This window comes from Mesorhizobium sp. KACC 23794 (assembly GCF_052180275.1).
Lineage (GTDB): Bacteria > Pseudomonadota > Alphaproteobacteria > Rhizobiales > Rhizobiaceae > Kumtagia.
This window is the reverse complement of sequence record NZ_CP197465.1, coordinates 4,006,415-4,027,496: the sequence shown is the minus strand read 5'-3', so window position 1 is coordinate 4,027,496 and position 21,082 is coordinate 4,006,415. Positions and strand designations below refer to the sequence as shown.

Genomic DNA, 21,082 nt, shown 5'->3' with positions numbered 1-21,082 from the left:
TATTTTCCGGCTAAAAGCTTTGGCGTGCGAGGGATATCCGCCATGCTGCGCGATCCGTACATCTGGTCGCGCCGACGCGTGCAGAACGCGGTCGGGTTCCTTATTGCTATTTTCGTCGCGATCCTTCTGGAGGGCAGCTTTGCGGCTGCCGAAACCGCCGGCCGGTCCCCCCGGGTGCTCATCCTGTATCCCTACGACGAGCGGCTGCCGGCCACGTCAATCGCCGGAGAGACTGCCAGGCGCCGGCTGCTGGAGGCGAATTCCGGCAAGATCGACCTTTTCTCGGAATTCCTGGACCTCTCGAGGTTTCCCGAAGACGTCCACACGGACCGCGTGGCTCGGTATATGGCCGAGAAATATTCTGATCATCGCCCGGACGTGGTGATCGCGCTCGGCGAACCGTCGACCCGCTTCATGGTGGCTCACCGCGAAGCGATAGCGCCCCATGCAAAGATCGTGTTCTGTGGCTTCGGGCGCGATAGTGCTGCGAAACTCAACCTGCCGGCCGATGTCGTCGGGGCATTCAGCGATTTCGACATATCCAAAACGCTCGAGCTTGCCCGCGCGCTCCAGCCTCGTGCGACGCATCTTTTCATCATCGGCGGCTCGGCGAATTTCGACCGTTCATGGCTTGCCAGTGCCCGAACCGATCTGGCCGCCGCGGCGAAAGACTACGACACCACCTATCTGCAAGGTCTCTCGATCGACGAATTCATGGAGCGCACCTCCCGTTTGCCTGCCGACAGCATCGTCCTTTTCCTGACCGTCTTCGCCGACAGCACGGGCCGTAACTTCCTTCCGAAGGACGCTGTCGGACTTGTGGCAGCCAAAGCCAGCGCGCCGGTCTACGGACCATATGACACCTATATCGGTCACGGCGTTGTCGGCGGGAACGCAGCTACCTTCGAGTCGATGGGGAGCGCGGTTGCCGGGCTGACCTTGGATGCGCTCGCGGGAAAGCCGATCATCGATGTCGACGTGCCGCACACTTTCTTTGCGGACGCGAGGCAGTTGAAGCGCTGGGGTCTTTCTGAAAGCGCGCTTCCTCCGGGAACCGCCTTGAGCTTCAAGGAGCCGAGCATATGGCAAGAATACTGGCCGCTGATTACCGGCGTTTTGGTTGTCGTCGCGCTGCAGGCCATGATCATCGCAGGGCTGCTCTTCGAGCGGCGCCGGCGTCGCGCCGCCGAAAGCGAATCCGGGTTGCGACTGCTTGAACTGGTGCATCTCAACCAGTCCGCGACCGCCGGCGCGCTTTCGGCATCCATCGCTCATGAACTCAACCAGCCGCTGGGCGCCATTCTCAGCAACGCCGAGGCGGCAGAGGCCATACTTCAAGGAGATGCACCGGACCTGAAACTTATCCAGCAAATTCTGGCCGACATCAGGGACGACGACCAGCGAGCGGGAGACATCATCCGCCGCCTTCGCGGCCTGCTCAAGAAAAGGAATGCGATCGATTGGCAGGAATTCGACCTCAACGAGGTCGTCGACAGCGCCATCACGATCCTGCACGCCGAGGCCGCGAAGAAACGAGTGGCGGTCAGTGCCGAGCAATCGAAGCGCAGGCTGCGGGTCCGAGCCGACATGGTTCATCTCCAGCAAGTCGTGCTGAACCTCGCAACCAACGCGATGGACGCAATGGTCGACGCCGCCACCACCGACCGGAAGTTGATCCTGCATACCACGTTGTACGGCGATACGAAGGTCGAGATGTCGATTTCGGATACGGGCCGTGGTATTCCGAAAGAGCGCCTCGACAACATTTTTGACGCGTTCTACACCACCAAACCCAACGGTACCGGCCTCGGACTCTCCATCGCCCGCGCGATCGTGGAAACCTATGGCGGAAAGATATGGGCGGACAATCGAGCTGGCGGAGGCGCCGTGTTCCGTATCGTCCTGCCGCTTGTCCAGCCAATCTGAGCGCCATGGAAGCGTGCATCCACATCATCGACGACGACAAATCGTTTCGAACGGCGCTCGGTCGCATCGTTGAAGCGTCCGGCTACCGCGCAAGCTGCTACGAATCGGGAGAGGAATTCCTTGCACGCCTGCCCAAATCCGAGGCCGGCTGCATCCTGCTCGACCTGCGGATGCCCGGTCTTAGCGGGACGGAGCTTCAGGCCAGGCTCGTTCAGGCGGCGCCGCTGCTGCCCGTCGTCTTTCTGACGGGCCAGGGAACCATCGCGGCCGGTGTCCAGGCGATGAAGGCCGGCGCCGATGATTTTCTCGAGAAACCCGTCTCGGCCGAGACCTTGCGGGACGCGATCGACCACGCGCTCGCCCAGAACGGGAAGCGGCGGGCCGAGCGCGAACGGATCCAGTGGCTGCGGGCCAAGGTGTCGAATCTCACGCCCCGCGAAGTCCATGTTTTTAATCTTGTCGTGCGCGGCAAGCGAAACAAGCAGGTTGCGTATGACCTGAACACTTCCGAGCGAACGATCAAGGCGCACCGGCACAGCATCATGGAAAAATTGAACGTGACCTCGCTGGCCGAGATGGTGTCCATCGCCGAGAGGCTGGAACGCCTTGAACCGGCCGGCGCGGTCGTGGATCCAAACCCGACTTCTTCCCCAAAGGCCAATATCCGCCACCGTTGACGCGACCCACAATCCCGAAATTGTGAAATCGGACGGTCGTCAGGCTCGTCGAGGAGCGGAATTTGCAAAGCCCGGCACGAACAGTGGCTGTCGTGGAAGATGATCCGAGCATGCGCAGGAGCATAGAGCGGTTGCTGAACGCGCACGGTTACCAGACCCAGGGATACGCATCGGCGGAAACTTTTCTGGCGGGAGGAGTGACCAGCAAGATCGGCTGCCTGGTGCTCGACATTCATCTGGGCGACATGTCCGGAATCCTGCTGCGGCGGCGATTGTCCAGCGCCGGTTCAGCCTTGCCGGTTATCTTCATCACCGCGGTCGACGACGAAGCTGTTGAGGCGGAAGCCCTTGAAGCCGGGTGCCTCGCCTATTTGCACAAGCCATTCGCAGCGAAACTTCTGCTATCCGCTGTCGGCCAGGCCATGTCGGGGCCATAGGAGATCGAAGAACGTGTATCGCTCCCGTCACATCAAGGGATAATCGGCCCACGAGGCAACAACCTTCCCACAAGGCCAATGTCGGCAGGAATCCGGCTTGGATTCCGCCTTCAGCAGTACATCCAGCCAGTCGGCCAAGGCATGCGCGCGTCGGGAGAGACGCCGGCGGGCGGATACGCAATCGTCGCCAAATGCCGCACTGAAGCTTCCGCGGAACGCCATTTGAAAATGCAGGTCACGCTCGGCCGGATGGCCGAGTTCATCCGACCTGCCGGATGCAATCGCGCCCTTCTCTTTTTGCCTGGTAGAGCGCGCGGTCGGCCCGATCGATCAACGCCAGAAGGCTCTCGTCCTTGCAGGCGACTGCGATGCCGAAGCTCGCCGTCGGGCTGAATTCGTCCGAAACGAGACCGGGCGCCATTTCCTTGAATGCGGACCGGGCGGCCTCGGCCAGAAGATGTGCGGCAGTGGTCTGTCCCGGCGGGAGCAGTACCGCAAATTCCTCGCCGCCCAGGCGGGCGACGATCGCATCGCGAGGAGCTTTGTCCTTGAGGATTTCGGAGAAGGTTCGGATGACCCTGTCGCCGCTGCTGTGCCCGAAGCGATCGTTGATCGACTTGAAGTGATCGAGGTCGCTCAGGATGATCGTGACCTGTGCGTCCGCCGTTTGCCGCGCCAGCGCATCGAGCGCGCGTGTTTCAAAACCGCGGCGATTGAACAATCCCGACAACGCATCGGTCTGCGCTTCCGACTTGATGCCGTCCATGACGTCGACGGAGATGATCGCGAAAATCGCCACCGCCAGCGTCGAGCAGATGAGAGCATCCGAGATCGAGATAATCAGCCAATAGGCTCCTTCGATCTGGTCGGTCGGGATGCCGGGAACCTGGAAAACCAGGAGACGAAGGAGGAAACCCGAACATGCAATGGCGACAAGCCCGAAAAGCAATTGCTCGACCGGGGTACGATGAGGAAGCTTTGCAACGTCGAGCAGCATCAGGAGGCAGACTGCGGCGAGCCCCAGATTGAGGATCGCAGCCCGTGCCGGCAGGCTTGGTTCCATGACCTGATAGAAATAGAGAGCTGCCAGCGAAATCGCGCCGATGGCGAACAAGAGGCCATACCGGGGCCGCTGTCCGAGCCGGCTGGACAGCGCAATGGACAACTACATCGTGGCCAACAGGATCAACGCGTTGGACAGCAGCCGCAGCAGGGGAGCTTCCTGAGCAAAGGCAAAGTAGAGGATGCCAAAGCAAACAATTCTGATCGCATATGAGAGAGCGAAGATCGCGATGTAGGTGAGGTGGGGTTGATGATACCAAAGCGTGAGCAAGGACACGCAAAATATTGCTGACATTGCAGGATTCAGCAGCCCGACGACATGCTCATGGCTCATGCCTGAACGATCACGATTCTCTGCTCCAGCCGCCTCTGGCAAGACTCGAGATTACGGGAAGCCAGTAAATTCCAAGTGAACTTCGCCAGCCCATTTCAGCCTGACGGCGTAACTGGCCCTACACCCGTGCCGCAAAACCCGCTAGGTTCCAGCCATGAACCAGCACGCCAGCATCGCGCAAGCCAAACTCCGCATCGGCCATTCGGCCTGTCCGCACGACTGTCCGTCGACCTGTGCGCTCGACGTCGAGTTGCTCGACGACCGCACGATCGGCCGCATCCACGGTGCGAAGGCCAACACCTACACGGCCGGCATCGTATGCGCCAAGGTGGCGCGTTACGCCGATCGCGTGCACCATCCGGACCGGCTCAAAACGCCGCTTGTGCGCGCCGGCGCCAAGGGGGAGGGCGGCTGGAAGGAATCGAGCTGGGAAGCCGCGCTGGACCTGGTCGCCGAAAAATTCATGGCGGCGGAAGAAAAATACGGCAGCGAGACGGTGTGGCCGTATTTTTATGCCGGCACGATGGGGCTGGTGCAGCGCGACGGCATCAATCGGCTGCGGCACGCGAAGAAATATTCGGGATTTTTCGGCTCGATCTGCACCAATCTCGCCTGGACCGGCTGGATGATGGGCGCCGGGAAGCTGGCCGGACCCGATCCGCGCGAGATGGCGAAGTCGGATTGCGTGGTGATCTGGGGCACCAACGCGGTGGTCACGCAGGTCAATGTGATGACGCACGCAGTGCGCGCCCGCAAGGAGCGCGGCGCCAAGATCGTCGTCATCGACATCTACGACAACGCGACGATGAAGCAGGCGGACATGGGGCTGGTGCTGAAGCCTGGCACCGATGGGTCGCTGGCCTGCGCGGTCATGCACATCCTGTTCCGGGAAGGCATGGCCGACCGCGATTATCTGGAAAAATACACCGACGATCCGAAGGGTTTTGAAGCGCATCTGGCCGACAAGACGCCGGAATGGGCCGCTGCCATCACCGGCCTTTCCGTCGCCGAGATCGAGGCTTTCGCCCGCCTCGTCGGCACGACCAAGCGGACATTCTTCCGCCTCGGCTACGGCTTCTCGCGCCAGCGCAACGGTGCGGTCAACATGCATGCGGCGCTGTCGGTCGCGGCGGTGACCGGCTGCTGGCAGTATGAGGGCGGCGGCGCTTTCCATTCCAATTCGGGCATCTTGAAGCTCAACACCGAACTGGTCGAAGGCGTGCGGCTGCGCGATCCCGGCATCCGCCATCTCGACCAGTCGCGCATCGGTCCGGTTCTCACCGGCGCGCCGGACGCGCTGTTCGGCGGGCCGCCAGTGACGGCGATGCTCATCCAGAACACCAATCCGGCCAATGTCGCGCCCGAGCAGCGGCTGGTGAAGCAGGGCTTTCTGCGCGACGATCTTTTCACCTGCGTGCATGAGCAGTTCATGACCGATACGGCGAAACTCGCCGATATCGTGCTGCCGGCAACGATGTTTCTGGAGCATGACGACATCTACAAGGGCGGCGGCAACCAGCACATCACGCTCGGCCCGAAGCTGATCGACCCGCCGGAAGGGCCTCGCACCAACCATTTCGTCATCGAGGAACTGGCGAAGCGGCTCGGCGTCGCCGACCGTCCCGGCTTCGGCATGACCGAGCGCCAGCACATCGACATCATGCTGGACAAGAAGGGTCTTGGAACCTTTGACACCTTCAAGGAACAGCGCTGGGCCGATCTGCAGCCGGAATTCGACCAGGCGCATTTCATCACCGGTTTCGGCCATGCCGACGGCAAGTACCGGTTTCGGCCGGACTGGACGGGGCAGGCGGCTTCCAACCGTCCCCCGAAAAGCATGGGCATCTTCGGCCCGCACCAGCGCCTGCCGGAATTCCCGGACCATGTCGACCTGATCGAGGTGGCGGACGACGAGCATCCCTTCCGGCTGGCGACCTCGCCGGCGCGCAACTTCTTGAATTCCAGCTTCACCGAGACGCCGGTGTCCATCGCCAGGGAAATCCGGCCGCAACTGCTGATCCACCCTGAGGACGCCACGGCGCTTGGCCTCGACGAGGGTTCGCGCGTCGAGGTCGGCAACCGGCGCGGCGAGGTCGTGCTGCACGCAAAACTCTTCGACGGCGTCCGGCGCGGCGTGGTCATCGCCGAGGGCGTGTGGCCGAACAGCGCGCATGAGCGCGGCGAGGGCATAAACGTGCTGACCGGCGCCGATGCGCCGGCGCCTTATGGCGGCGCGGCGGTGCATGACAACAAGGTGTGGGTGCGGGCGGCCTGACTTTCGGAAAGTTCCGGGCGGGCGTCACAGCCACGTTAAGCGGCGATGCTACGGGGCGGCTCCCAAGGTTCTTGACCCGGAGCATACCCATGATCACACGACGCAACCTCCTTAAGACGAGCGCCGCCGCCTCGCTTCTCGCCCCCTTCGCCGGCTTTTCGGTGAATGCCGCGCTGGCCCAGTCCGGCCCGCTGTTCAGCTTCGGCATCGTCGCCGATCCGCAATACGCACCGGTGGTGCCGAACCTGAATTCGAATCGCTATTACGCCAACAGCTTGTGGAAACTTTCCGAGGCGATCACGGCCTTCAACAAGGAAGACCTGCGCTTCGTCGCAACGCTCGGCGACATCATCGACCGGCACTGGGAAAGCTACTCCCATATCCTGCCGCTTTACGACAAGCTGAAGCACGAGCGCTTCTTCGTGCTCGGCAACCACGACTATGACGTCGCGGCCGAGTACCTGATCTCGGTGGTGCGCACTGCCGGCATGCAGAAGGCTTATTACGACTTCGCCGGCGGCGGTTACCGCTTCATCGTCATCGACGGCAACGACGTCAGCGTGTTCGCGCCGCCGAAGGACGATCCGCGCCGCGAGATCGCCGCGCAGCGTCTTGCCGACCTGAAGGCCAGGAATGCCATCAATGCCCAGTCGTGGAACGGTTCGCTGAGCGACGAGCAGTTCGCCTGGCTGGAGACGACCATCAAGGCGGCGGCAGCGGCCGGCGAGAAGGTCATCGTCATGGGCCACTATCCGGTCTATCCCGTCAACGAGCACAACATGTGGGATTCCGAGCGGATCGTCGAACTGCTGACCGCCTCGCCGAACGTCGTTGCCTATTTCAACGGCCACAACCACGCCGGCAATTTCGGCGAGACCGGCGGAAAATACTTCGTCAACTTCAAGGGCATGGTCGATACCCCGGCCGAGACCGCCTATTCGGTGGTGGAGGTCTATGACGAGCGTATCGAAATCCGCGGTTTTGGCCGCGAGGGAAACCGGACGCTGAACATCCAGTCGGCGTGATCCAGAAACGGGAATGGGCGCGCGCAAAATGCGCGCCCTTCGATCTTACGGCGTGACGCGCGCCAGACGTTCGAGGTCGTATTCGACGAGCAGGGGTTCGGGTGCGAAGACAGTGCCGGAGCGGTTGGCGTTGGCGTCCTCGAACCCTGAGTAGGCGACCGCGTTGCCCTCCATGCGGACCTTGCCTTCGGCGACGAGCCTGAGCGCCAGCGGATAGAGCCGGTGCTCGGCTTTCAACACCCGCGCCGCGAGCTTGTCCTCGGTGTCGCCGACCAGCACAGGGACCGCCGCCTGCGCGATGATCGGGCCGTCATCCATCTGCGGCGTAACGAAATGCACGGTGCAGCCATGAATGCGTACGCCGGCGTCGAGCGCGCGCCTGTGGGTGTCGAGGCCCTTGAACAGCGGCAGCAGGGCAGGGTGGATGTTGATCATCCGTCCGCGCCATTCGGCGACGAACGTGTCCGTCAGCAGCCGCATGTAGCCGGCGAGACAGACGATCTCGGTGCCGAACACATGCAGCGTGGCGTCGATCGCCTGGTCGTGCGCATCCTTGCTGTCGAAGTCGGACCGGGGAAGCACTTTCGTCACGATGCCGGCGGCGTCGGCATAGGCCAGGCCGGGCGCATCCGGCTTGTCGGAGATGACGCCGACGATCTCGGCAGGGAAATCCTGCTCCTTCGCCGCGGTGATCAGCGCGGCCATGTTGGAGCCGCGCCCGGAAATCAGGATCGAAACGCGCTTCCTGGCGGCGATCATAGGGCAAGCCTCCCGCGATAGATCACGCCTGCGTCGCGGCGGGGTACGATGCGGCCGATGGGCGTCACCGTCTCGCCGGCCTCCTGCAGGACGGCGGCGACCTGCGCGGCCTGGCCGGCGGCCACCACCGCGATCATGCCGATGCCGCAATTGAAGGTGCGCATCATTTCTTCCGGGGTCACGCCGCCGGTCTTGGCAAGCCAGGCGAAGACGGGGGGTACGTCGATCGCCTCGAGGTCGAGTTCTGCGGAAAAGTCTTTCGGCAGCACGCGCGGAATGTTGTCCGGAAAGCCGCCGCCGGTGATGTGCGCCAGCGCCTTGATGCCGTGGGTGCCGCGGATCGCCTTGAGCAGCGGCTTCACATAGATGCGGGTCGGCTCCAGCAGCGCTTCGCCAAGCGTCAATCCGTCGGCAAAGGGGGCGGGATCGTCCCAGCCGAGGCCGGACAGTTCGACGATTTTTCGCGTCAGCGAGAAGCCGTTGGAATGCAGGCCTGACGAGGCGAGGCCGAGGATGACGTCGCCCTCGACGATGTCGTCGGTCGGCAGCAACTGTCCGCGCTCGGCCGCGCCCACGGCAAAGCCGGCGAGGTCGTAGTCGTTGCCATGATACATGCCCGGCATTTCGGCGGTCTCGCCGCCGATCAGCGCGCAACCGGCCATGCGACAGCCGTCGGCGATGCCGCCGACGATCGCCACGCCCTGCTCGGGATCGAGTTTTCCCGTTGCGAAATAGTCGAGGAAGAACAGCGGCTCGGCCCCCTGCACGACGATGTCGTTGACGCACATGGCGACGAGGTCGATGCCGATCGTGCCGTGCCGGCCCGAATCGATGGCGATCTTGAGTTTGGTGCCGACGCCGTCATTGGCGGCGACCAGCACGGGGTCGGAGAAGCCGGCGGCCTTCAGGTCGAACAGACCGCCAAAGCCGCCGATTTCTCCATCGGCGCCGGCGCGTCGCGTCGCGCGCACCAGCGGCTTGATGCGCTCCACCATCTGGTTGCCGGCGTCGATGTCGACGCCCGCCTGCGCATAGGTGAGCCCGTTCTTCTGCCCGCTCATCGCTTCGTTCCCTTGCATAGGCGGCTCTTCGCATGATCCTACCCGGCCTGCAAGAAGAGCGCGACGGAGGAGCCGATGCGACCGGCGCCTGTTGGGGAAAGGCACCGGCGACAGTTTCCGTTTATCCCCTTGTACCAACCCGTCCCGCGCCGAGCCCTTCCGGGGATAAAAGGAAACTGTCCCCCGCATGCAACCTTCCCCGCCGCCACGCTGCGAAAAATCGCCCTGGCCATTGAGGAGTCGGGAAGACGGGCGGCCGTTCGATCGCCAATCTAGGTATAAACATGCGACCTTGCGGCCGCCCGTCCGGCGCATGCTTTTGCCATCCCGTTCCGCTACGTAAACCATCGCCTTACGGCTTGCACCTGCGATGTCGTTTCGTACTGGCAGACATACTCCAGGTTGTGTATGTGGGAACTCTTGGGACAGCCCCCGGCCTTCGCGGCCACGTTAGCCGCTCTCTCCAGGACGCCGGTCCCTCCCCGCAAATCACCGTCATGACCGGCGTTCCCGTGGGAGGAACTGCAGGCGAGTATGGGGCAGGTTTTGGAGAGGGGGACAAAAATCGTGTCCACCGGCATATTGCGGGCGGGCTGCCGATCGGCGATCCAAACGGAAACAAGGGCTTGGCGGCTCCGCCCACCTTCCGGCCGGGAAAATTTCGCGGCGGCGGTGAAATTCCATTCCCCTTTTTAGCGCGGCCGGATCGCCTCTTCCGGTATCGCCGGAATCCCGGCCGGCGAACGGAGGCGCCCGTCAGCCGCGCATCGGTGGCACAACCGGCCTTGCGGTGCGCGCCGGCCTCGACCATCTATCGCACTACAAGAACACGCCCGGAGGAAATGGCGCTGACCGTCCCCAATCTGATCACGATCATGCGTTTCCTGCTGGTGCCGGGTGTGGTCTACGCGCTGCTGTCCGGCCGCATGGACTGGGCGCTTGCCGGTTTCGTCGTCGCCGGCGTTTCCGATGGCGTCGATGGCTTCATCGCGCGGCATTTCGACCAACGGACCGAACTCGGCGCCTATCTCGACCCGATGGCGGACAAGCTGCTGCTGGTCAGCGTCTTCATCGTGCTCGGCATCATGGGCAACCTGCCGCTGTGGCTGGTGATCGCCGCCGTGACGCGCGATGCGCTGATCGTCACCGCCGTGCTTTTGTCGTCGGTGATGGCGCGGCCGGTCGAGATGAAGCCGCTGATGGTGTCCAAGGTCAACACCACCTTCCAGATCGTTCTGGCCATATCCATTCTGGGGGAACTGGCCTTCAGCACCGACTTCGGCTGGTTCACTGACGCTCTCGTCTATCTCTGCGGGCTCTTGACCATCGCTTCCGCCGCGGCCTATCTCGTCTCCTGGCTGAGGCACATGAACGGTTATGGCGAAAGCAAGACTGCGCACCGCTGAGGTCACCATCGCAGAAATGCCGGGTGGAGAGACGCCCGGCGCAGCGTTCCGCCGCCAAGCGCGGTTCTGGCTGATTGCCGCGCTTTTTGTCGCCTTCTTCCTCTATCTGTTCAGCGAGATACTGCTGCCCTTCGTGGCGGGCATGGTGCTTGCCTATTTCCTCGACCCGGTCGCCGACCGGCTGCAGCGGTTCGGCCTGTCGCGCCTCATGGCGACGATCCTGATCCTTTTCACCTTCATCGTCGTGCTGGCGATCGGATTGGTCATCCTGATTCCGCTGCTGGCGAAGCAACTGTCGGATTTCATCGCCAAGCTGCCGGAATATCTCAGCCACCTTCAGGCGCTGATCACCAGCTTCGATCCGCAGTGGATCGAGAAGCGATTCGGCGTCAACGCGACCGACCTGCGCGACGGGCTGAACTCGCTGCTGTCTTCCGGCGTCGGTTTCGTGACGGCTATCTTCACCTCGATCTGGAGTTCGGGTGTAGCCCTTTTCAGCGTCGCCAGCCTGTTCATCGTGACGCCGGTCGTGGCGTTCTACATGCTGCTCGACTGGGATCGCATGATCGCCAAGGTGGACGGCTGGGTTCCCCGCGACCACGTCCATACGGTCCGCCAGATCGCAGCCGACATCAACGTCGCGACGGCCGGCTTCGTTCGCGGGCAGGGCACGCTGTGCCTTGTGCTGGGCATCATTTATGCCGCCGGCCTGACGATCACCGGACTGAATTTCGGCATCCTGATCGGACTTTTTGCGGGCCTGATCAGTTTTATCCCCTATGTGGGATCGCTGGTCGGCCTGGTTCTCGCAATCGGCGTCGCGTTCGTGCAGTTCTGGCCGGACTGGCTCATGGTCGTCGCTGTCGCCTGCGTGTTCTTCACCGGCCAGTTCATCGAGGGCAACATCTTGCAGCCGAGGCTGGTGGGAAAAAGCGTCGGACTGCACCCTGTCTGGCTGATGTTCGCCCTGTTCGCCTTCGGTGCGCTGTTCGGCTTCGTCGGGCTGCTGATCGCGGTGCCGGCCGCCGCGGCGATTGCCGTTCTGGTGCGCTTCGCCATCTCGCGTTATCTCGCTTCGCCGCTCTATGTCGGCCATTCGCAGGACGCGGATGCTGCGGTGGAGCGGCAGACCATCGACGTGATCGCCAAGGTGGATTGACCTTGCCGGCAACACGTCTCCCGAGCCGCGATCGACGCGCCCCGGCAGGGGCCTGAAACCATGCCTGCCTCGGATGTTCCCCGGCAACTGCCGCTCGACCTCGGCCATGCCCCGGGCCTTTCCCGCGACGACCTCGTCGTTTCCGCCGCCAACCGGGACGCAGTCGCGCTCATCGAGCGCTGGCCGGACTGGCCGTCGCCGGTGGTGATCCTCGCCGGCCCGCCGGGCTCGGGCAAGTCGCATCTGGCTTCCATCTGGCGGGAACGCGCCCATGCGCCCGTGCTGATGGCCTCCGACATCGCCACCGCGACCCCCGGTTTGTCCGGGGTCGAAATCCTTGTCGAGGACGCGGATTCGCCGCAGCTCGACCAGACCGGGCTCTTCCATCTCATCAACACAGTGCGCGCCGGAGGCGGGCATACGCTGCTTACTGCGCGGCGTTTCCCGTCGGCATGGGGCGTGACGCTGCCCGATCTCGCCTCGCGGCTGAAGGCGGCGACGACCGTGGAGATCCATGAACCGGACGATCTGCTGCTGGCAGGCGTCATCACAAAACTCTTCGCCGACCGGCAGGTGGAGGTCGAGGCGAATGTCATACAGTTCCTGGTCCGGCGGATCGAGCGCTCGCTTTCGGCGGCGATCGATGTCGTCGGCCGGCTCGACCGCACCGCGCTGGAGCGCAAGTCGAGGATCACGCGGGCCATGGCCGCCGAACTGACGGCCGAGATCGAGCAGAAGCGCGTCGAATTTTAACGGCCGTATACCAAGCCCCGTCGCCGGATGGCGAACTCCAGCTTGCGAGCATTTTCCGAGCATGATGGCTGCGGCGCGGCAGCGCCACCGCGCGCCAACAAGTCATTTCAGCTTTGTCCCGGAAACAACCCGACCGCTCGAAGCGGGGCGTTTGGCTCCGGCGTCTGCCAACCGCATAATCGCCCTTGACGCGCAGCCAAATTTTGGAATAAATATTTCAAAATTGTATTGTACGGCGTGAACGTTCCGAAATTGTTGGAATGTCGGGAGGAGCCCGAAGCGTTGGAACCAACCGCGTCCGCGGTTCGGCGAGTGAAACGAGCCTCCGGCACCGCCGGGGCTTCCGGGTAGCAACAGGGTGCTCCGGACACCCTTTTCGTGGAGGAGACCACAATGAAAAAGCTGCTTCTGGGCGCCGCGATCGCAGCGCTCATGTCGGGTTCGGCCTTCGCCGGCGACATCGGCGTGTCGATGGCGAATTCCGACACCTTCCTGACGGTGCTGCGCAAGGGCATCGAGAAGTCGGCCGGCGACGCCAGCCAGCCGGTGCAGATCGAGATCGCCGACGACGACGTGAACAAGCAACTGTCGCAGGTGCAGAACTTCATCGCCGCCAAGGTCGACGCGGTGATCGTGAACCCTGTCGACACTTCGGCCACCGCGCCGATGACCAAGCTCGCCAATGACGCCGGCATCCCGATCGTCTACGTCAACCGCCAGCCGATCGACGTCGAGGCGCTGGGCGCCAAGGGAGCCTTCGTCGGCTCCAACGAGGTCGATTCCGGCACGCTCGAGACCAAGGAAGTCTGCCGCATCCTCAAGGAAGCCGGCAAGACCGAGGCCGGCATCCTTATCATGGTCGGCGACCTCGCCAACCAGGCCGCCGTGCAGCGCACCAAGGACATCCACGACGTCAACGCCGGCAGCGAGTGCGGCGTAAAACTCAACGTCATCGACGAACAGACCGCCGGCTGGGATCCGGTCAAGGCGCAGGACCTGATGACCAACTGGATCGCCGCTGGCCACAAGCCGGATGCCGTGATCTCCAACAACGACAACATGGCCATCGGCGCAGTCAACGCCATGAAGGCGGCGGGATGGGACATGAAGGACGTGATCGTCGCCGGTGTCGACGCCACGCAGGAAGCGCTCGCCTACATGAAAGCCGGCGATCTCGACGTGACCGTGTTCCAGAACGCGGCCGCACAGGGCGGTGGCGCGGTGGAGACGGCGATGAAGCTCGCCAAGGGCGAAGCGGTGACGTCTCCGGTCTGGGTGCCGTTCGAACTCGTGACCCCGGCCAACATGGACCAGTACACCGCCAAGAACTGATCGTCGGACAGTGTTTGGAGCGCCGCCGAATGGCGGCGGCGCTTCCTCTCGTGATAAAAGCAGCGAAGCGGCTTGTGAACCGGGTCTGGGAGGACTGAGCGGCATGCATAGCCCTGCGACTATGGCCCCTGTGGCCGCGCCTCCGCCGGATGCCGGCTACATCCTCGAAGTCGACAATGTGCGCAAGGAGTTTCCGGGCGTGCTGGCGCTCGACAATGTCCAACTTCGGCTGCGGCGCGGCAGCGTGCATGCGCTGATGGGTGAGAACGGCGCCGGCAAGTCGACGCTGATGAAGATCGTCGCCGGCATCTATACGCCCGACTCCGGCAATTTCCGCCTGCGCGGCGAGGAGATACGGCTGAAGGGGCCGCTCGACGCGCTGGAGCACGGGATCGCCATGATCCATCAGGAACTGAACCTGATGGCGCCGATGACGGTGGCGGAGAATATCTGGATCCGCCGCGAGCCGAAGACGCGGCTGGGGTTCATCGACCATGGCGAGATGCACCGCAAGACCGCCGACCTGTTCAAAAGGCTGAATATCCACATCGACCCCGACGTGAAGGTCGGCACATTGAGCGTCGCCAACAGGCAGATGGTCGAGATCGCCAAGGCGGTCTCCTACGAATCCGACGTGCTGATCATGGACGAGCCGACCTCGGCGCTGACCGAGCGCGAGGTCGATCATCTGTTCACGATCATCCGCAGCCTGAAGGCCGAAGGCAAAGGCATCATCTACATCACCCACAAGATGAACGAGCTGTTCGAGATCGCCGACGAGGTTTCCGTATTCCGCGACGGCAAGTACATCGCCACCAAGGCTTCGAGCGCGGTGACGCGCGACGAGATCATCCGCATGATGGTCGGCCGCGAGATCACGCAGATGTTCCCGAAGGAGACCGTGCCGATCGGCGAGGTGGTGCTGTCGGTCAAGGATCTGTGCCTCAACCGCATATTCCACGACGTTTCCTTCGAGGTGCGGTCCGGCGAAATCCTCGGCATCGCCGGGCTGGTCGGCTCCGGGCGCTCCAACATCGCGGAAGCGATCTTCGGCGTGACGCCGGCCAGCAGCGGCACGATCGAACTGTTCGGCAGGGAGGTCAAGGTCGACAGTCCGGCGACCGCGATGAGCCACGGCATGGCGTTCCTTACGGAGGACCGCAAGGATACGGGCTGCTTCCTGCTGCTCGACATCCAGCAAAACACGCAGATCGCCGTGCTGCAGTCGGGCTATGTGAAGAACGGCTTTGTGCAGCAGAAGCGGCTAAGCCGCGATTCGCTGGCGATGAGCGACGCGCTGCGCGTCAAGACGCCTGACATGTCCGAGCCGATCATCAACCTGTCGGGCGGCAACCAGCAGAAGGTGCTGATCGGCCGCTGGCTGCTGACCAGGCCGAAGATCCTGATCCTCGACGAGCCGACGCGCGGCATCGACGTTGGGGCCAAGGCGGAAATCCACCGGCTGATCTCGAGACTGGCTGGCGAGGGGGTGGCGGTCATCATGATCTCGTCGGAGATGCCGGAAGTGCTGGGGATGAGCGACCGCATCATGGTGATCCATGAGGGGCGGGTGACCGGTTTCCTGAACCGCGACGAAGCCAATCAGGTGAAGATCATGGAACTGGCGTCGCACTGACGGCGCCCAAGACGCTGCAAAGGTGGAAGCATCATGTCGACAAGCGAGATGACGGCACAGGTCAGCAGGATCGGAAGCAAGAAACGCCTGCCGCCCGAGATATCGATCCTGGGCGTGCTGATCGGCATCGCGCTGGTCTTCGAGATCCTCGGCTGGATCATCGTCGGAGACAGTTTTCTTGCCAACAAGCAGCGGCTGTCGATCATCATCCTGCAGGTGTCGGTGATCGGCATCATCGCCGTCGGGGTCACCCAGGTGATCATCACCAGCGGCGTCGACCTGTCGTCGGGATCGATCGTCGGCCTGGTGGCGATGGTGGCGGCATCCCTGGCGCAGACCTCCACCAATGCGCGCGCCGTCTATCCGGCGCTGACTGACATCCTGCCCATCTGGCCGGTTCTCGCCGGCCTCGCCGTTGGTCTGGCGGCGGGCGCGACAAACGGCGTCATCATAGCGATGAGCGGTATTCCACCGTTCATAGCCACACTGGGAATGATGGTCTCGGCGCGCGGCCTCGCCAAATGGTACACGAACGGCCAGCCGGTGGCGCTTCTCAACGACAGTTTCACCTGGCTGGGCAAGAGTTTCGACATTGGCGGCTTCCCGCTGCCGCTGCCGGTGATCATCTTCCTGCTGGTGGCCATCATCTTCCACATCGCGCTCGGCTATACCCGGTACGGGAAATTCACCTACGCGATCGGCGCCAACCCGCAGGCGGCGCGGGTGTCCGGCATCAACATCGGCAACCATCTGATCAAGGTCTACGCGATCGCCGGCCTGCTCTCGGGGCTGGCGGGCGTCGTCACCGCGGCGCGCGCGCAATCCGGCCAACCGAACATGGGCATCGCCTATGAGCTGGACGCCATCGCCGCGGCGGTGATCGGCGGCACCTCGCTGTCGGGCGGCGTCGGCCGCATCTCCGGCACGGTGATCGGCACGATCATCCTCGGGGTCATGACTTCCGGTTTCACCTTCCTGAAGGTCGGCGCCTACTATCAGGAGATCGTCAAGGGCCTGATCATCGTGGCGGCTGTTATCATCGACCAGCAGCGCCAGAACAGGCGCAAGAAGGCTTGACGCCGGTCCTATGGCTTGGCCATCCCTGCTCGGCAAATGACGGGCAGGGCGACGGGGCCAGAGGTTTACAATCATCGTCCGGACCATCCGGACTCAACTGCAACGAGGATCGAAGATGACAGTTCGTTTTGGCTTGCTCGGCGCCGGCCGTATCGGAAAAGTCCACGCAAGGGCCATCGGCTCCAATCCGTCCGCCGAACTGGTGGCCGTCGCCGACGCCGTCGAGAAAGCGGCGAAGGACATCGCCGACGCCTATGGCTGCGCGATCCGCAGCATCGACGAGATGGAGAAGGCGGACGACATCGACGCCGTGGTGATCTGCACGCCGACCGACACCCATGCCGACCTGATCGAGCGTTTCGCCAGGGCCGGCAAGGCGATCTTCTGCGAGAAGCCGATCCATCTCGACGTTGTACGGGTAGAGCAGTGCCTGGCCGTGGTGGAGAAGACCGGCGCGACGCTGATGGTCGGTTTCAACCGGCGCTTCGATCCGCATTTCGCCGCGGTTCGCAAGGCGATCGACGACGGCGCTATCGGCAAGGTCGAGCAGGTGGTCATCACCTCGCGCGATCCCGGCCCGCCGCCGTTGGACTACATCGGCCGTTCCGGTGGCATCTTTCGCGATATGACCATCCACGATTTCGACATGGCGCGTTTCCTGCTCGGCGAGGAGCCTGTGAAGGTGTTGGCGACTGCCTCGGTTCTTGTCGACAAGGAGATCGGCGAGGCCGGCGATTTCGACAGCGTCAGCGTCATCCTGACGACCGCCAGCGGAAAGCAATGCGTCATCACCAATTCGCGCCGCGCCACCTATGGCTACGACCAGCGCATCGAGGTGCATGGCTCGGAGGGCATGGTCGCGGCGGAGAACCAGCGGCCGGTGTCGATCGAACTCGCCAACGGCAAGGGCTATACGAGGCCGCCCCTGCACGACTTCTTCATGACCCGCTATATCGACGCCTACGCCATCGAGATCGCAAGCTTCATCGAGGCAGCAAGCAAGGGCAAGGCGGCCTCGCCGAGCGGCCAGGATGGGCTGCTGGCGCTGAAACTCGCCGATGCGGCGCTGAAGTCGGCAAAAGAAGGCAAGGCCGTCCAGCTCTGAAGGCTGGCGGATTAGGCAAGAAGGTTCGACAAGCCGCGCCTGCCGCATGAGGGCAGGGCGGTTTCGCTATTTGATGGGAGAGATCGATATGGATGAGGGACGCAACAGCGGCACACGCGCCATCGTGACGGGCGGTGCGCAAGGGGTCGGCTTCGCCGTGGCGAATCGGCTGGTGGACGAGGGGTGCCGGGCCGTGGCGCTGGTCGGGCGTTCGAAGGAAAAGGGCAAGGTGGCGGTCGAGGCGCTGAAGAAAAAGGGCGCCGACGCGGTCTTCATCAGCGCCGACCTGTCGGACGCCGCCGCCAGCGGCCATGTCGTGGCGGAAGCGCTCGGGCATTTCGGCAGCCTCAACGCGCTGGTCAACGCCGCCGCTACCTCGGCGCGGGGCTCGCTGATCGATACGACGCCCGAACTCTTCGACCAGATTTTCCACACCAATGTGCGCGGGCCGTTCTTCCTGATGCAGAGGTTGGTGCGCCATCTGCTGGAAGCCGAGAAGCCGGGCTCGATCGTCAACGTGCTGTCGATGTCGGCGCATGCCGGCCAGTCGTTCCTGGCACCCTATTCGTCGAGCAAGGGTGCGCTGGCGGTGCTCACCAAGAACGCCGCCAACGCTTATCGCAAGAACCGCATCCGCGTGAACGCGGTGCTGCCGGGCTGGATGGACACGCCCGGCGAGGCCATTGTCCAGCAGAAATGGCACGACGCGCCGGCCGACTGGCTGGAGAAAGCGGAAGCCGGAACGCCGATGGGGCAGCTTGCCAAGCCCGACCAGCTTGCCGGCTTGATCGCCTACATGATCAGCCCGCAGTCCGGCATAATGACCGGCTCGCTGGTGGATTACGACCAGAATGTCGCGGGGGTTGTGGGGGAGTAACGCGGTTCACCGCACCTCCACCCACGAGGACAGTTCGAACGACCGCGCCATCGCATGCACGGTCCGCTCGATCTCCAGTCCCTCGTCAAAATCGACGATATGTGCCGGCTTGCCTTCCAGCTTCGAGATCAGTTCGCGGCATTCGATGATCTTGAGGTCGTTGAAGCCGAGTCCGTGGCCGGGCGCGGGAATGAAGCGGTCGTAGGGCTTGTGGTGCGGCGCGATCAGGATGGTGCGATAGCCCTGCTCGGTGGCCCGGTCGGAGGTCACATAGAGCTGGAGTTCGTTGAAGCGTTCCTGGTCGAAAACGATCGAACCCTTCGACCCGAAGATTTGCACGGCAATGCGCCCCTTGCGGCCCCAGGCCGAGCGGTTGACCAGCAGCGTGCCGGCGATGCCGTTTTCCAGTCGCATCAGCACGCTGGCGATGTCGTAGGTCTCGACGGCGCGGCGTCCGCCTCCGGCGACGGCGCGGTCGGCATAGGGTTTGGTCATGTCGCACATGACGCGCGACACGCGTCCGAACAGTTTTGAGACCAGCGACAGCGGATGCACGGCGAAATCGTCGAGCGCGCCGTATCCCGACGCCGCCTCGTGCTTCCAGAAGAACAGGGCTTCCGGATCGGCCATGAAATCCTCGTCCATCTCGATGCGGACGAGGTTGACGTCGCCGATGATCTTTTCGTCGAGCAACTGCCGGATGTGCCGGAAGGCCGGGCTCTGGATGTAGTTGTAGCCGAGCACGGCGACCTTGCCGGCCTCGCGCGCTGCCTGCGTCATGGCTTCGGATTCGGCGAAGGCAGGCGCCATCGGCTTTTCGCACCAGACATGCTTGCCGGCCTTCAGCGCGGCGATCGCCATGTCCGGATGGAACTGGTTGGGCGAGGTGACCGATACGATGTCGACCTCGGGATCGTTCACCACGGAGCGCCAGTCGCCCGACGCTTTTGCAAATCCGAACTCGCGGCCCTTCTTTTTAGCCAGCTCATCATTTGCCTCGCCGAGATGGACGAGCTTTATTTCCGGCACGTCACCGAATACGGTGCCGACCGAATTCCACGCCAGCGCGTGGCATTTGCCCATGAAGCCCGTGCCGATCAGTCCGACGCCAATCATTCCTTGTTCTCCAACCTTGTTTGCCGGCCCCAACGGCGATTTTGTACGAATTAGTCGATTTTTGATTGAAATGGAACGGCTGCTTCATTTTATTGTGCAAAGCGTGCCATGGCGGCACCATCTGGAGAAAGCAGGCGCATGAGCGATGTGGAGCAGACGGTCGAGGAGGAGGCGCCGCGCGACTACGACACGTTGCGCGCGCTGATCCTCGAACGCCGGCAGTCGCTGCCGAAGCGCATCGCCCAGGTTGCCGCCTATTCGCTCGACAATCCCGACGAAATCGCCTTCGGCACGGCGGCCAGCATCGCCGCATCGGCGGGTGTGCAGCCCTCGACGCTCATCCGCTTTGCCCAGCATCTGGGCTTCGCCGGCTTCACCAGCCTGCAATCGGTGTTCCGCGAAAGGTTGCGCGAGCGCAATTCGTCCTACGAGGAGCGGCTGAGCGGCCTGCGCGCCGAGGGCAGCAAGGGCGCCGGCAGCCGCACCATACTGGACGGATTCCTCAGCGCGTCGGAAAGCTCGCTCGCCACGATGGCGCGTACGCTCGACCAGACGGTGCTGGACAATGCCATCGCCATGCTGGCCGACGCCGAGACCATCTACATCCTGGCGCGCCGCCGCTCCTATCCGGTGGCCAGCTACATCGCCTACGCGCTGGGCAAGCTGAAGGTCCGCAGCCAGATCGTCGAATCGCCGTCCGGCCTCAATCCCGAGGTGATTTCCTTCGCGACCGTGCGCGATGCGGCGCTGGCGATCAGCTTTTCGCCCTATGCGCCGGCGACGATCGAGGAAGCGCGGCTGCTGTCGGAACAGGGCGTGCCGATGGTCGCCATAACCGACAGCGCCTTCTCGCCGCTGGCGCAGTTCGCCGACGTCTGGTTCGAAGTTGCCGAGGCCGATTACGGAGGATTCCGCTCGCTCTCCGCGACCATGGCCCTTTCCATGGCGCTGTCTGTCGGGGTGGCGGAGAAGCGGCGGTCGCTGTCGCGGCGCGGAAAGAAAGGCAGTCCTCAATAGGGAATGAATATTCCATATTGACTAATACATAGAATTATCATTTCATTG

The 21,082-nt window shown here is 63.2% G+C and carries 19 protein-coding genes; 14 read left to right on the top strand and 5 right to left on the bottom strand.

Features of this window, described 5'->3' with window-relative positions:
* Positions 1-42: 42 nt before the first annotated feature.
* The 3 genes from ACSBOB_RS19750 to ACSBOB_RS19740 all read left to right on the top strand — a co-directional run bounded on the left by ACSBOB_RS19750 (position 43) and on the right by ACSBOB_RS19740 (position 3,040).
* Positions 43-1,926 carry a sensor histidine kinase gene (locus ACSBOB_RS19750; protein WP_442577789.1) on the top strand — a complete coding sequence of 628 codons (1,884 nt, stop codon included), beginning with the start codon at positions 43-45 and terminating at the stop codon, positions 1,924-1,926.
* Positions 1,927-1,931: 5 nt separating this feature from the next.
* Positions 1,932-2,603: a response regulator transcription factor gene (locus ACSBOB_RS19745; protein WP_442577788.1), complete on the top strand. Its 672-nt coding sequence runs from the start codon at positions 1,932-1,934 to the stop codon at positions 2,601-2,603.
* A 110-nt stretch (positions 2,604-2,713) separates the two neighbouring features.
* Positions 2,714-3,040: a response regulator transcription factor gene (locus ACSBOB_RS19740; RefSeq protein WP_442583775.1), complete on the top strand. Its 327-nt coding sequence runs from the start codon at positions 2,714-2,716 to the stop codon at positions 3,038-3,040.
* A gap of 259 nt (positions 3,041-3,299) precedes the next feature.
* Here ACSBOB_RS19740 and ACSBOB_RS19735 read toward each other — a convergent pair whose 3' ends face one another.
* Positions 3,300-4,154 carry a GGDEF domain-containing protein gene (locus ACSBOB_RS19735; protein ID WP_442577787.1) on the bottom strand — a complete coding sequence of 285 codons (855 nt, stop codon included), beginning with the start codon at positions 4,152-4,154 and terminating at the stop codon, positions 3,300-3,302.
* Between the two features lie 51 nt (positions 4,155-4,205).
* Complete coding sequence (locus ACSBOB_RS19730; RefSeq protein ID WP_442577786.1) at positions 4,206-4,436, bottom strand: hypothetical protein; 231 nt, start codon at positions 4,434-4,436, stop codon at positions 4,206-4,208.
* A gap of 154 nt (positions 4,437-4,590) precedes the next feature.
* Here ACSBOB_RS19730 and ACSBOB_RS19725 point away from each other — a divergent pair, with 154 nt between their 5' ends.
* Complete coding sequence (locus ACSBOB_RS19725) at positions 4,591-6,711, top strand: molybdopterin-containing oxidoreductase family protein (RefSeq protein ID WP_442577785.1); 2,121 nt, start codon at positions 4,591-4,593, stop codon at positions 6,709-6,711.
* 89 nt (positions 6,712-6,800) lie between these two features.
* Positions 6,801-7,736 carry a metallophosphoesterase gene (locus ACSBOB_RS19720; protein WP_442577784.1) on the top strand — a complete coding sequence of 312 codons (936 nt, stop codon included), beginning with the start codon at positions 6,801-6,803 and terminating at the stop codon, positions 7,734-7,736.
* A 45-nt stretch (positions 7,737-7,781) separates the two neighbouring features.
* Here ACSBOB_RS19720 and purN read toward each other — a convergent pair whose 3' ends face one another.
* Together purN and purM are read right to left on the bottom strand one after the other, a co-directional pair.
* Positions 7,782-8,495 carry a phosphoribosylglycinamide formyltransferase gene (purN, locus tag ACSBOB_RS19715; RefSeq protein ID WP_442577783.1) on the bottom strand — a complete coding sequence of 238 codons (714 nt, stop codon included), beginning with the start codon at positions 8,493-8,495 and terminating at the stop codon, positions 7,782-7,784.
* Positions 8,492-9,556, bottom strand: a complete 1,065-nt coding sequence (gene purM / locus ACSBOB_RS19710; protein ID WP_442577782.1) for a phosphoribosylformylglycinamidine cyclo-ligase — start codon at positions 9,554-9,556, stop codon at positions 8,492-8,494. The genes purN and purM overlap by 4 nt, the downstream gene beginning before the upstream one ends.
* A gap of 848 nt (positions 9,557-10,404) precedes the next feature.
* On the opposite strand from purM, the gene ACSBOB_RS19705 reads away from it, so the two are divergent.
* The 8 genes from ACSBOB_RS19705 to ACSBOB_RS19670 all read left to right on the top strand — a co-directional run bounded on the left by ACSBOB_RS19705 (position 10,405) and on the right by ACSBOB_RS19670 (position 18,901).
* The gene (locus ACSBOB_RS19705) at positions 10,405-10,962 is read left to right on the top strand and encodes a CDP-alcohol phosphatidyltransferase family protein (RefSeq protein ID WP_442583774.1); all 558 of its coding nucleotides are present in this window, start codon (positions 10,405-10,407) and stop codon (positions 10,960-10,962) included.
* Positions 10,934-12,121: an AI-2E family transporter gene (locus ACSBOB_RS19700; RefSeq protein WP_442577781.1), complete on the top strand. Its 1,188-nt coding sequence runs from the start codon at positions 10,934-10,936 to the stop codon at positions 12,119-12,121. The genes ACSBOB_RS19705 and ACSBOB_RS19700 overlap by 29 nt, the downstream gene beginning before the upstream one ends.
* 60 nt (positions 12,122-12,181) lie before the next feature.
* A complete protein-coding gene (gene hdaA, locus ACSBOB_RS19695; protein ID WP_442577780.1) occupies positions 12,182-12,874 on the top strand; it encodes a DnaA regulatory inactivator HdaA in 693 nt (230 codons plus the stop codon).
* 393 nt (positions 12,875-13,267) lie between these two features.
* Complete coding sequence (locus ACSBOB_RS19690) at positions 13,268-14,206, top strand: substrate-binding domain-containing protein (protein ID WP_442577779.1); 939 nt, start codon at positions 13,268-13,270, stop codon at positions 14,204-14,206.
* 103 nt (positions 14,207-14,309) lie between these two features.
* Positions 14,310-15,842: a sugar ABC transporter ATP-binding protein gene (locus ACSBOB_RS19685; RefSeq protein ID WP_442577778.1), complete on the top strand. Its 1,533-nt coding sequence runs from the start codon at positions 14,310-14,312 to the stop codon at positions 15,840-15,842.
* A gap of 48 nt (positions 15,843-15,890) precedes the next feature.
* Entirely contained in the window at positions 15,891-16,919 is a 1,029-nt protein-coding gene (locus tag ACSBOB_RS19680) for an ABC transporter permease (protein WP_442583773.1), read from the top strand.
* Positions 16,920-17,034: 115 nt separating this feature from the next.
* Positions 17,035-18,024, top strand: a complete 990-nt coding sequence (gene iolG / locus ACSBOB_RS19675) for an inositol 2-dehydrogenase (RefSeq protein WP_442577777.1) — start codon at positions 17,035-17,037, stop codon at positions 18,022-18,024.
* Between the two features lie 88 nt (positions 18,025-18,112).
* Complete coding sequence (locus tag ACSBOB_RS19670; RefSeq protein ID WP_442577776.1) at positions 18,113-18,901, top strand: SDR family oxidoreductase; 789 nt, start codon at positions 18,113-18,115, stop codon at positions 18,899-18,901.
* Positions 18,902-18,907: 6 nt separating this feature from the next.
* Here ACSBOB_RS19670 and ACSBOB_RS19665 read toward each other — a convergent pair whose 3' ends face one another.
* Entirely contained in the window at positions 18,908-20,017 is a 1,110-nt protein-coding gene (locus ACSBOB_RS19665; protein WP_442577775.1) for a Gfo/Idh/MocA family protein, read from the bottom strand.
* 138 nt (positions 20,018-20,155) lie between these two features.
* Here ACSBOB_RS19665 and ACSBOB_RS19660 point away from each other — a divergent pair, with 138 nt between their 5' ends.
* A complete protein-coding gene (locus ACSBOB_RS19660; RefSeq protein WP_442577774.1) occupies positions 20,156-21,034 on the top strand; it encodes a MurR/RpiR family transcriptional regulator in 879 nt (292 codons plus the stop codon).
* Positions 21,035-21,082: the final 48 nt, after the last annotated feature.

Excerpts from the sequence above, each read along its gene's own strand:
- ACSBOB_RS19720 (WP_442577784.1), top strand. The coding sequence starts at position 6,801 with ATGATCACACGACGCAACCTCCTTAAGACGAGCGCCGCCGCCTCGCTT.
- ACSBOB_RS19740 (WP_442583775.1), top strand. The coding sequence starts at position 2,714 with ATGCGCAGGAGCATAGAGCGGTTGCTGAACGCGCACGGTTACCAGACC.
- iolG (WP_442577777.1), top strand. The coding sequence starts at position 17,035 with ATGACAGTTCGTTTTGGCTTGCTCGGCGCCGGCCGTATCGGAAAAGTC.
- ACSBOB_RS19745 (WP_442577788.1), top strand. The coding sequence starts at position 1,932 with ATGGAAGCGTGCATCCACATCATCGACGACGACAAATCGTTTCGAACG.
- ACSBOB_RS19700 (WP_442577781.1), top strand. The coding sequence starts at position 10,934 with ATGGCGAAAGCAAGACTGCGCACCGCTGAGGTCACCATCGCAGAAATG.
- ACSBOB_RS19680 (WP_442583773.1), top strand. The coding sequence starts at position 15,891 with ATGACGGCACAGGTCAGCAGGATCGGAAGCAAGAAACGCCTGCCGCCC.
- purN (WP_442577783.1), bottom strand. The coding sequence starts at position 8,495 with ATGATCGCCGCCAGGAAGCGCGTTTCGATCCTGATTTCCGGGCGCGGC.
- hdaA (WP_442577780.1), top strand. The coding sequence starts at position 12,182 with ATGCCTGCCTCGGATGTTCCCCGGCAACTGCCGCTCGACCTCGGCCAT.
- ACSBOB_RS19750 (WP_442577789.1), top strand. The coding sequence starts at position 43 with ATGCTGCGCGATCCGTACATCTGGTCGCGCCGACGCGTGCAGAACGCG.
- ACSBOB_RS19665 (WP_442577775.1), bottom strand. The coding sequence starts at position 20,017 with ATGATTGGCGTCGGACTGATCGGCACGGGCTTCATGGGCAAATGCCAC.
- ACSBOB_RS19730 (WP_442577786.1), bottom strand. The coding sequence starts at position 4,436 with ATGAGCCATGAGCATGTCGTCGGGCTGCTGAATCCTGCAATGTCAGCA.
- ACSBOB_RS19690 (WP_442577779.1), top strand. The coding sequence starts at position 13,268 with ATGAAAAAGCTGCTTCTGGGCGCCGCGATCGCAGCGCTCATGTCGGGT.
- ACSBOB_RS19725 (WP_442577785.1), top strand. The coding sequence starts at position 4,591 with ATGAACCAGCACGCCAGCATCGCGCAAGCCAAACTCCGCATCGGCCAT.
- ACSBOB_RS19660 (WP_442577774.1), top strand. The coding sequence starts at position 20,156 with ATGAGCGATGTGGAGCAGACGGTCGAGGAGGAGGCGCCGCGCGACTAC.
- ACSBOB_RS19685 (WP_442577778.1), top strand. The coding sequence starts at position 14,310 with ATGCATAGCCCTGCGACTATGGCCCCTGTGGCCGCGCCTCCGCCGGAT.
- ACSBOB_RS19670 (WP_442577776.1), top strand. The coding sequence starts at position 18,113 with ATGGATGAGGGACGCAACAGCGGCACACGCGCCATCGTGACGGGCGGT.
- purM (WP_442577782.1), bottom strand. The coding sequence starts at position 9,556 with ATGAGCGGGCAGAAGAACGGGCTCACCTATGCGCAGGCGGGCGTCGAC.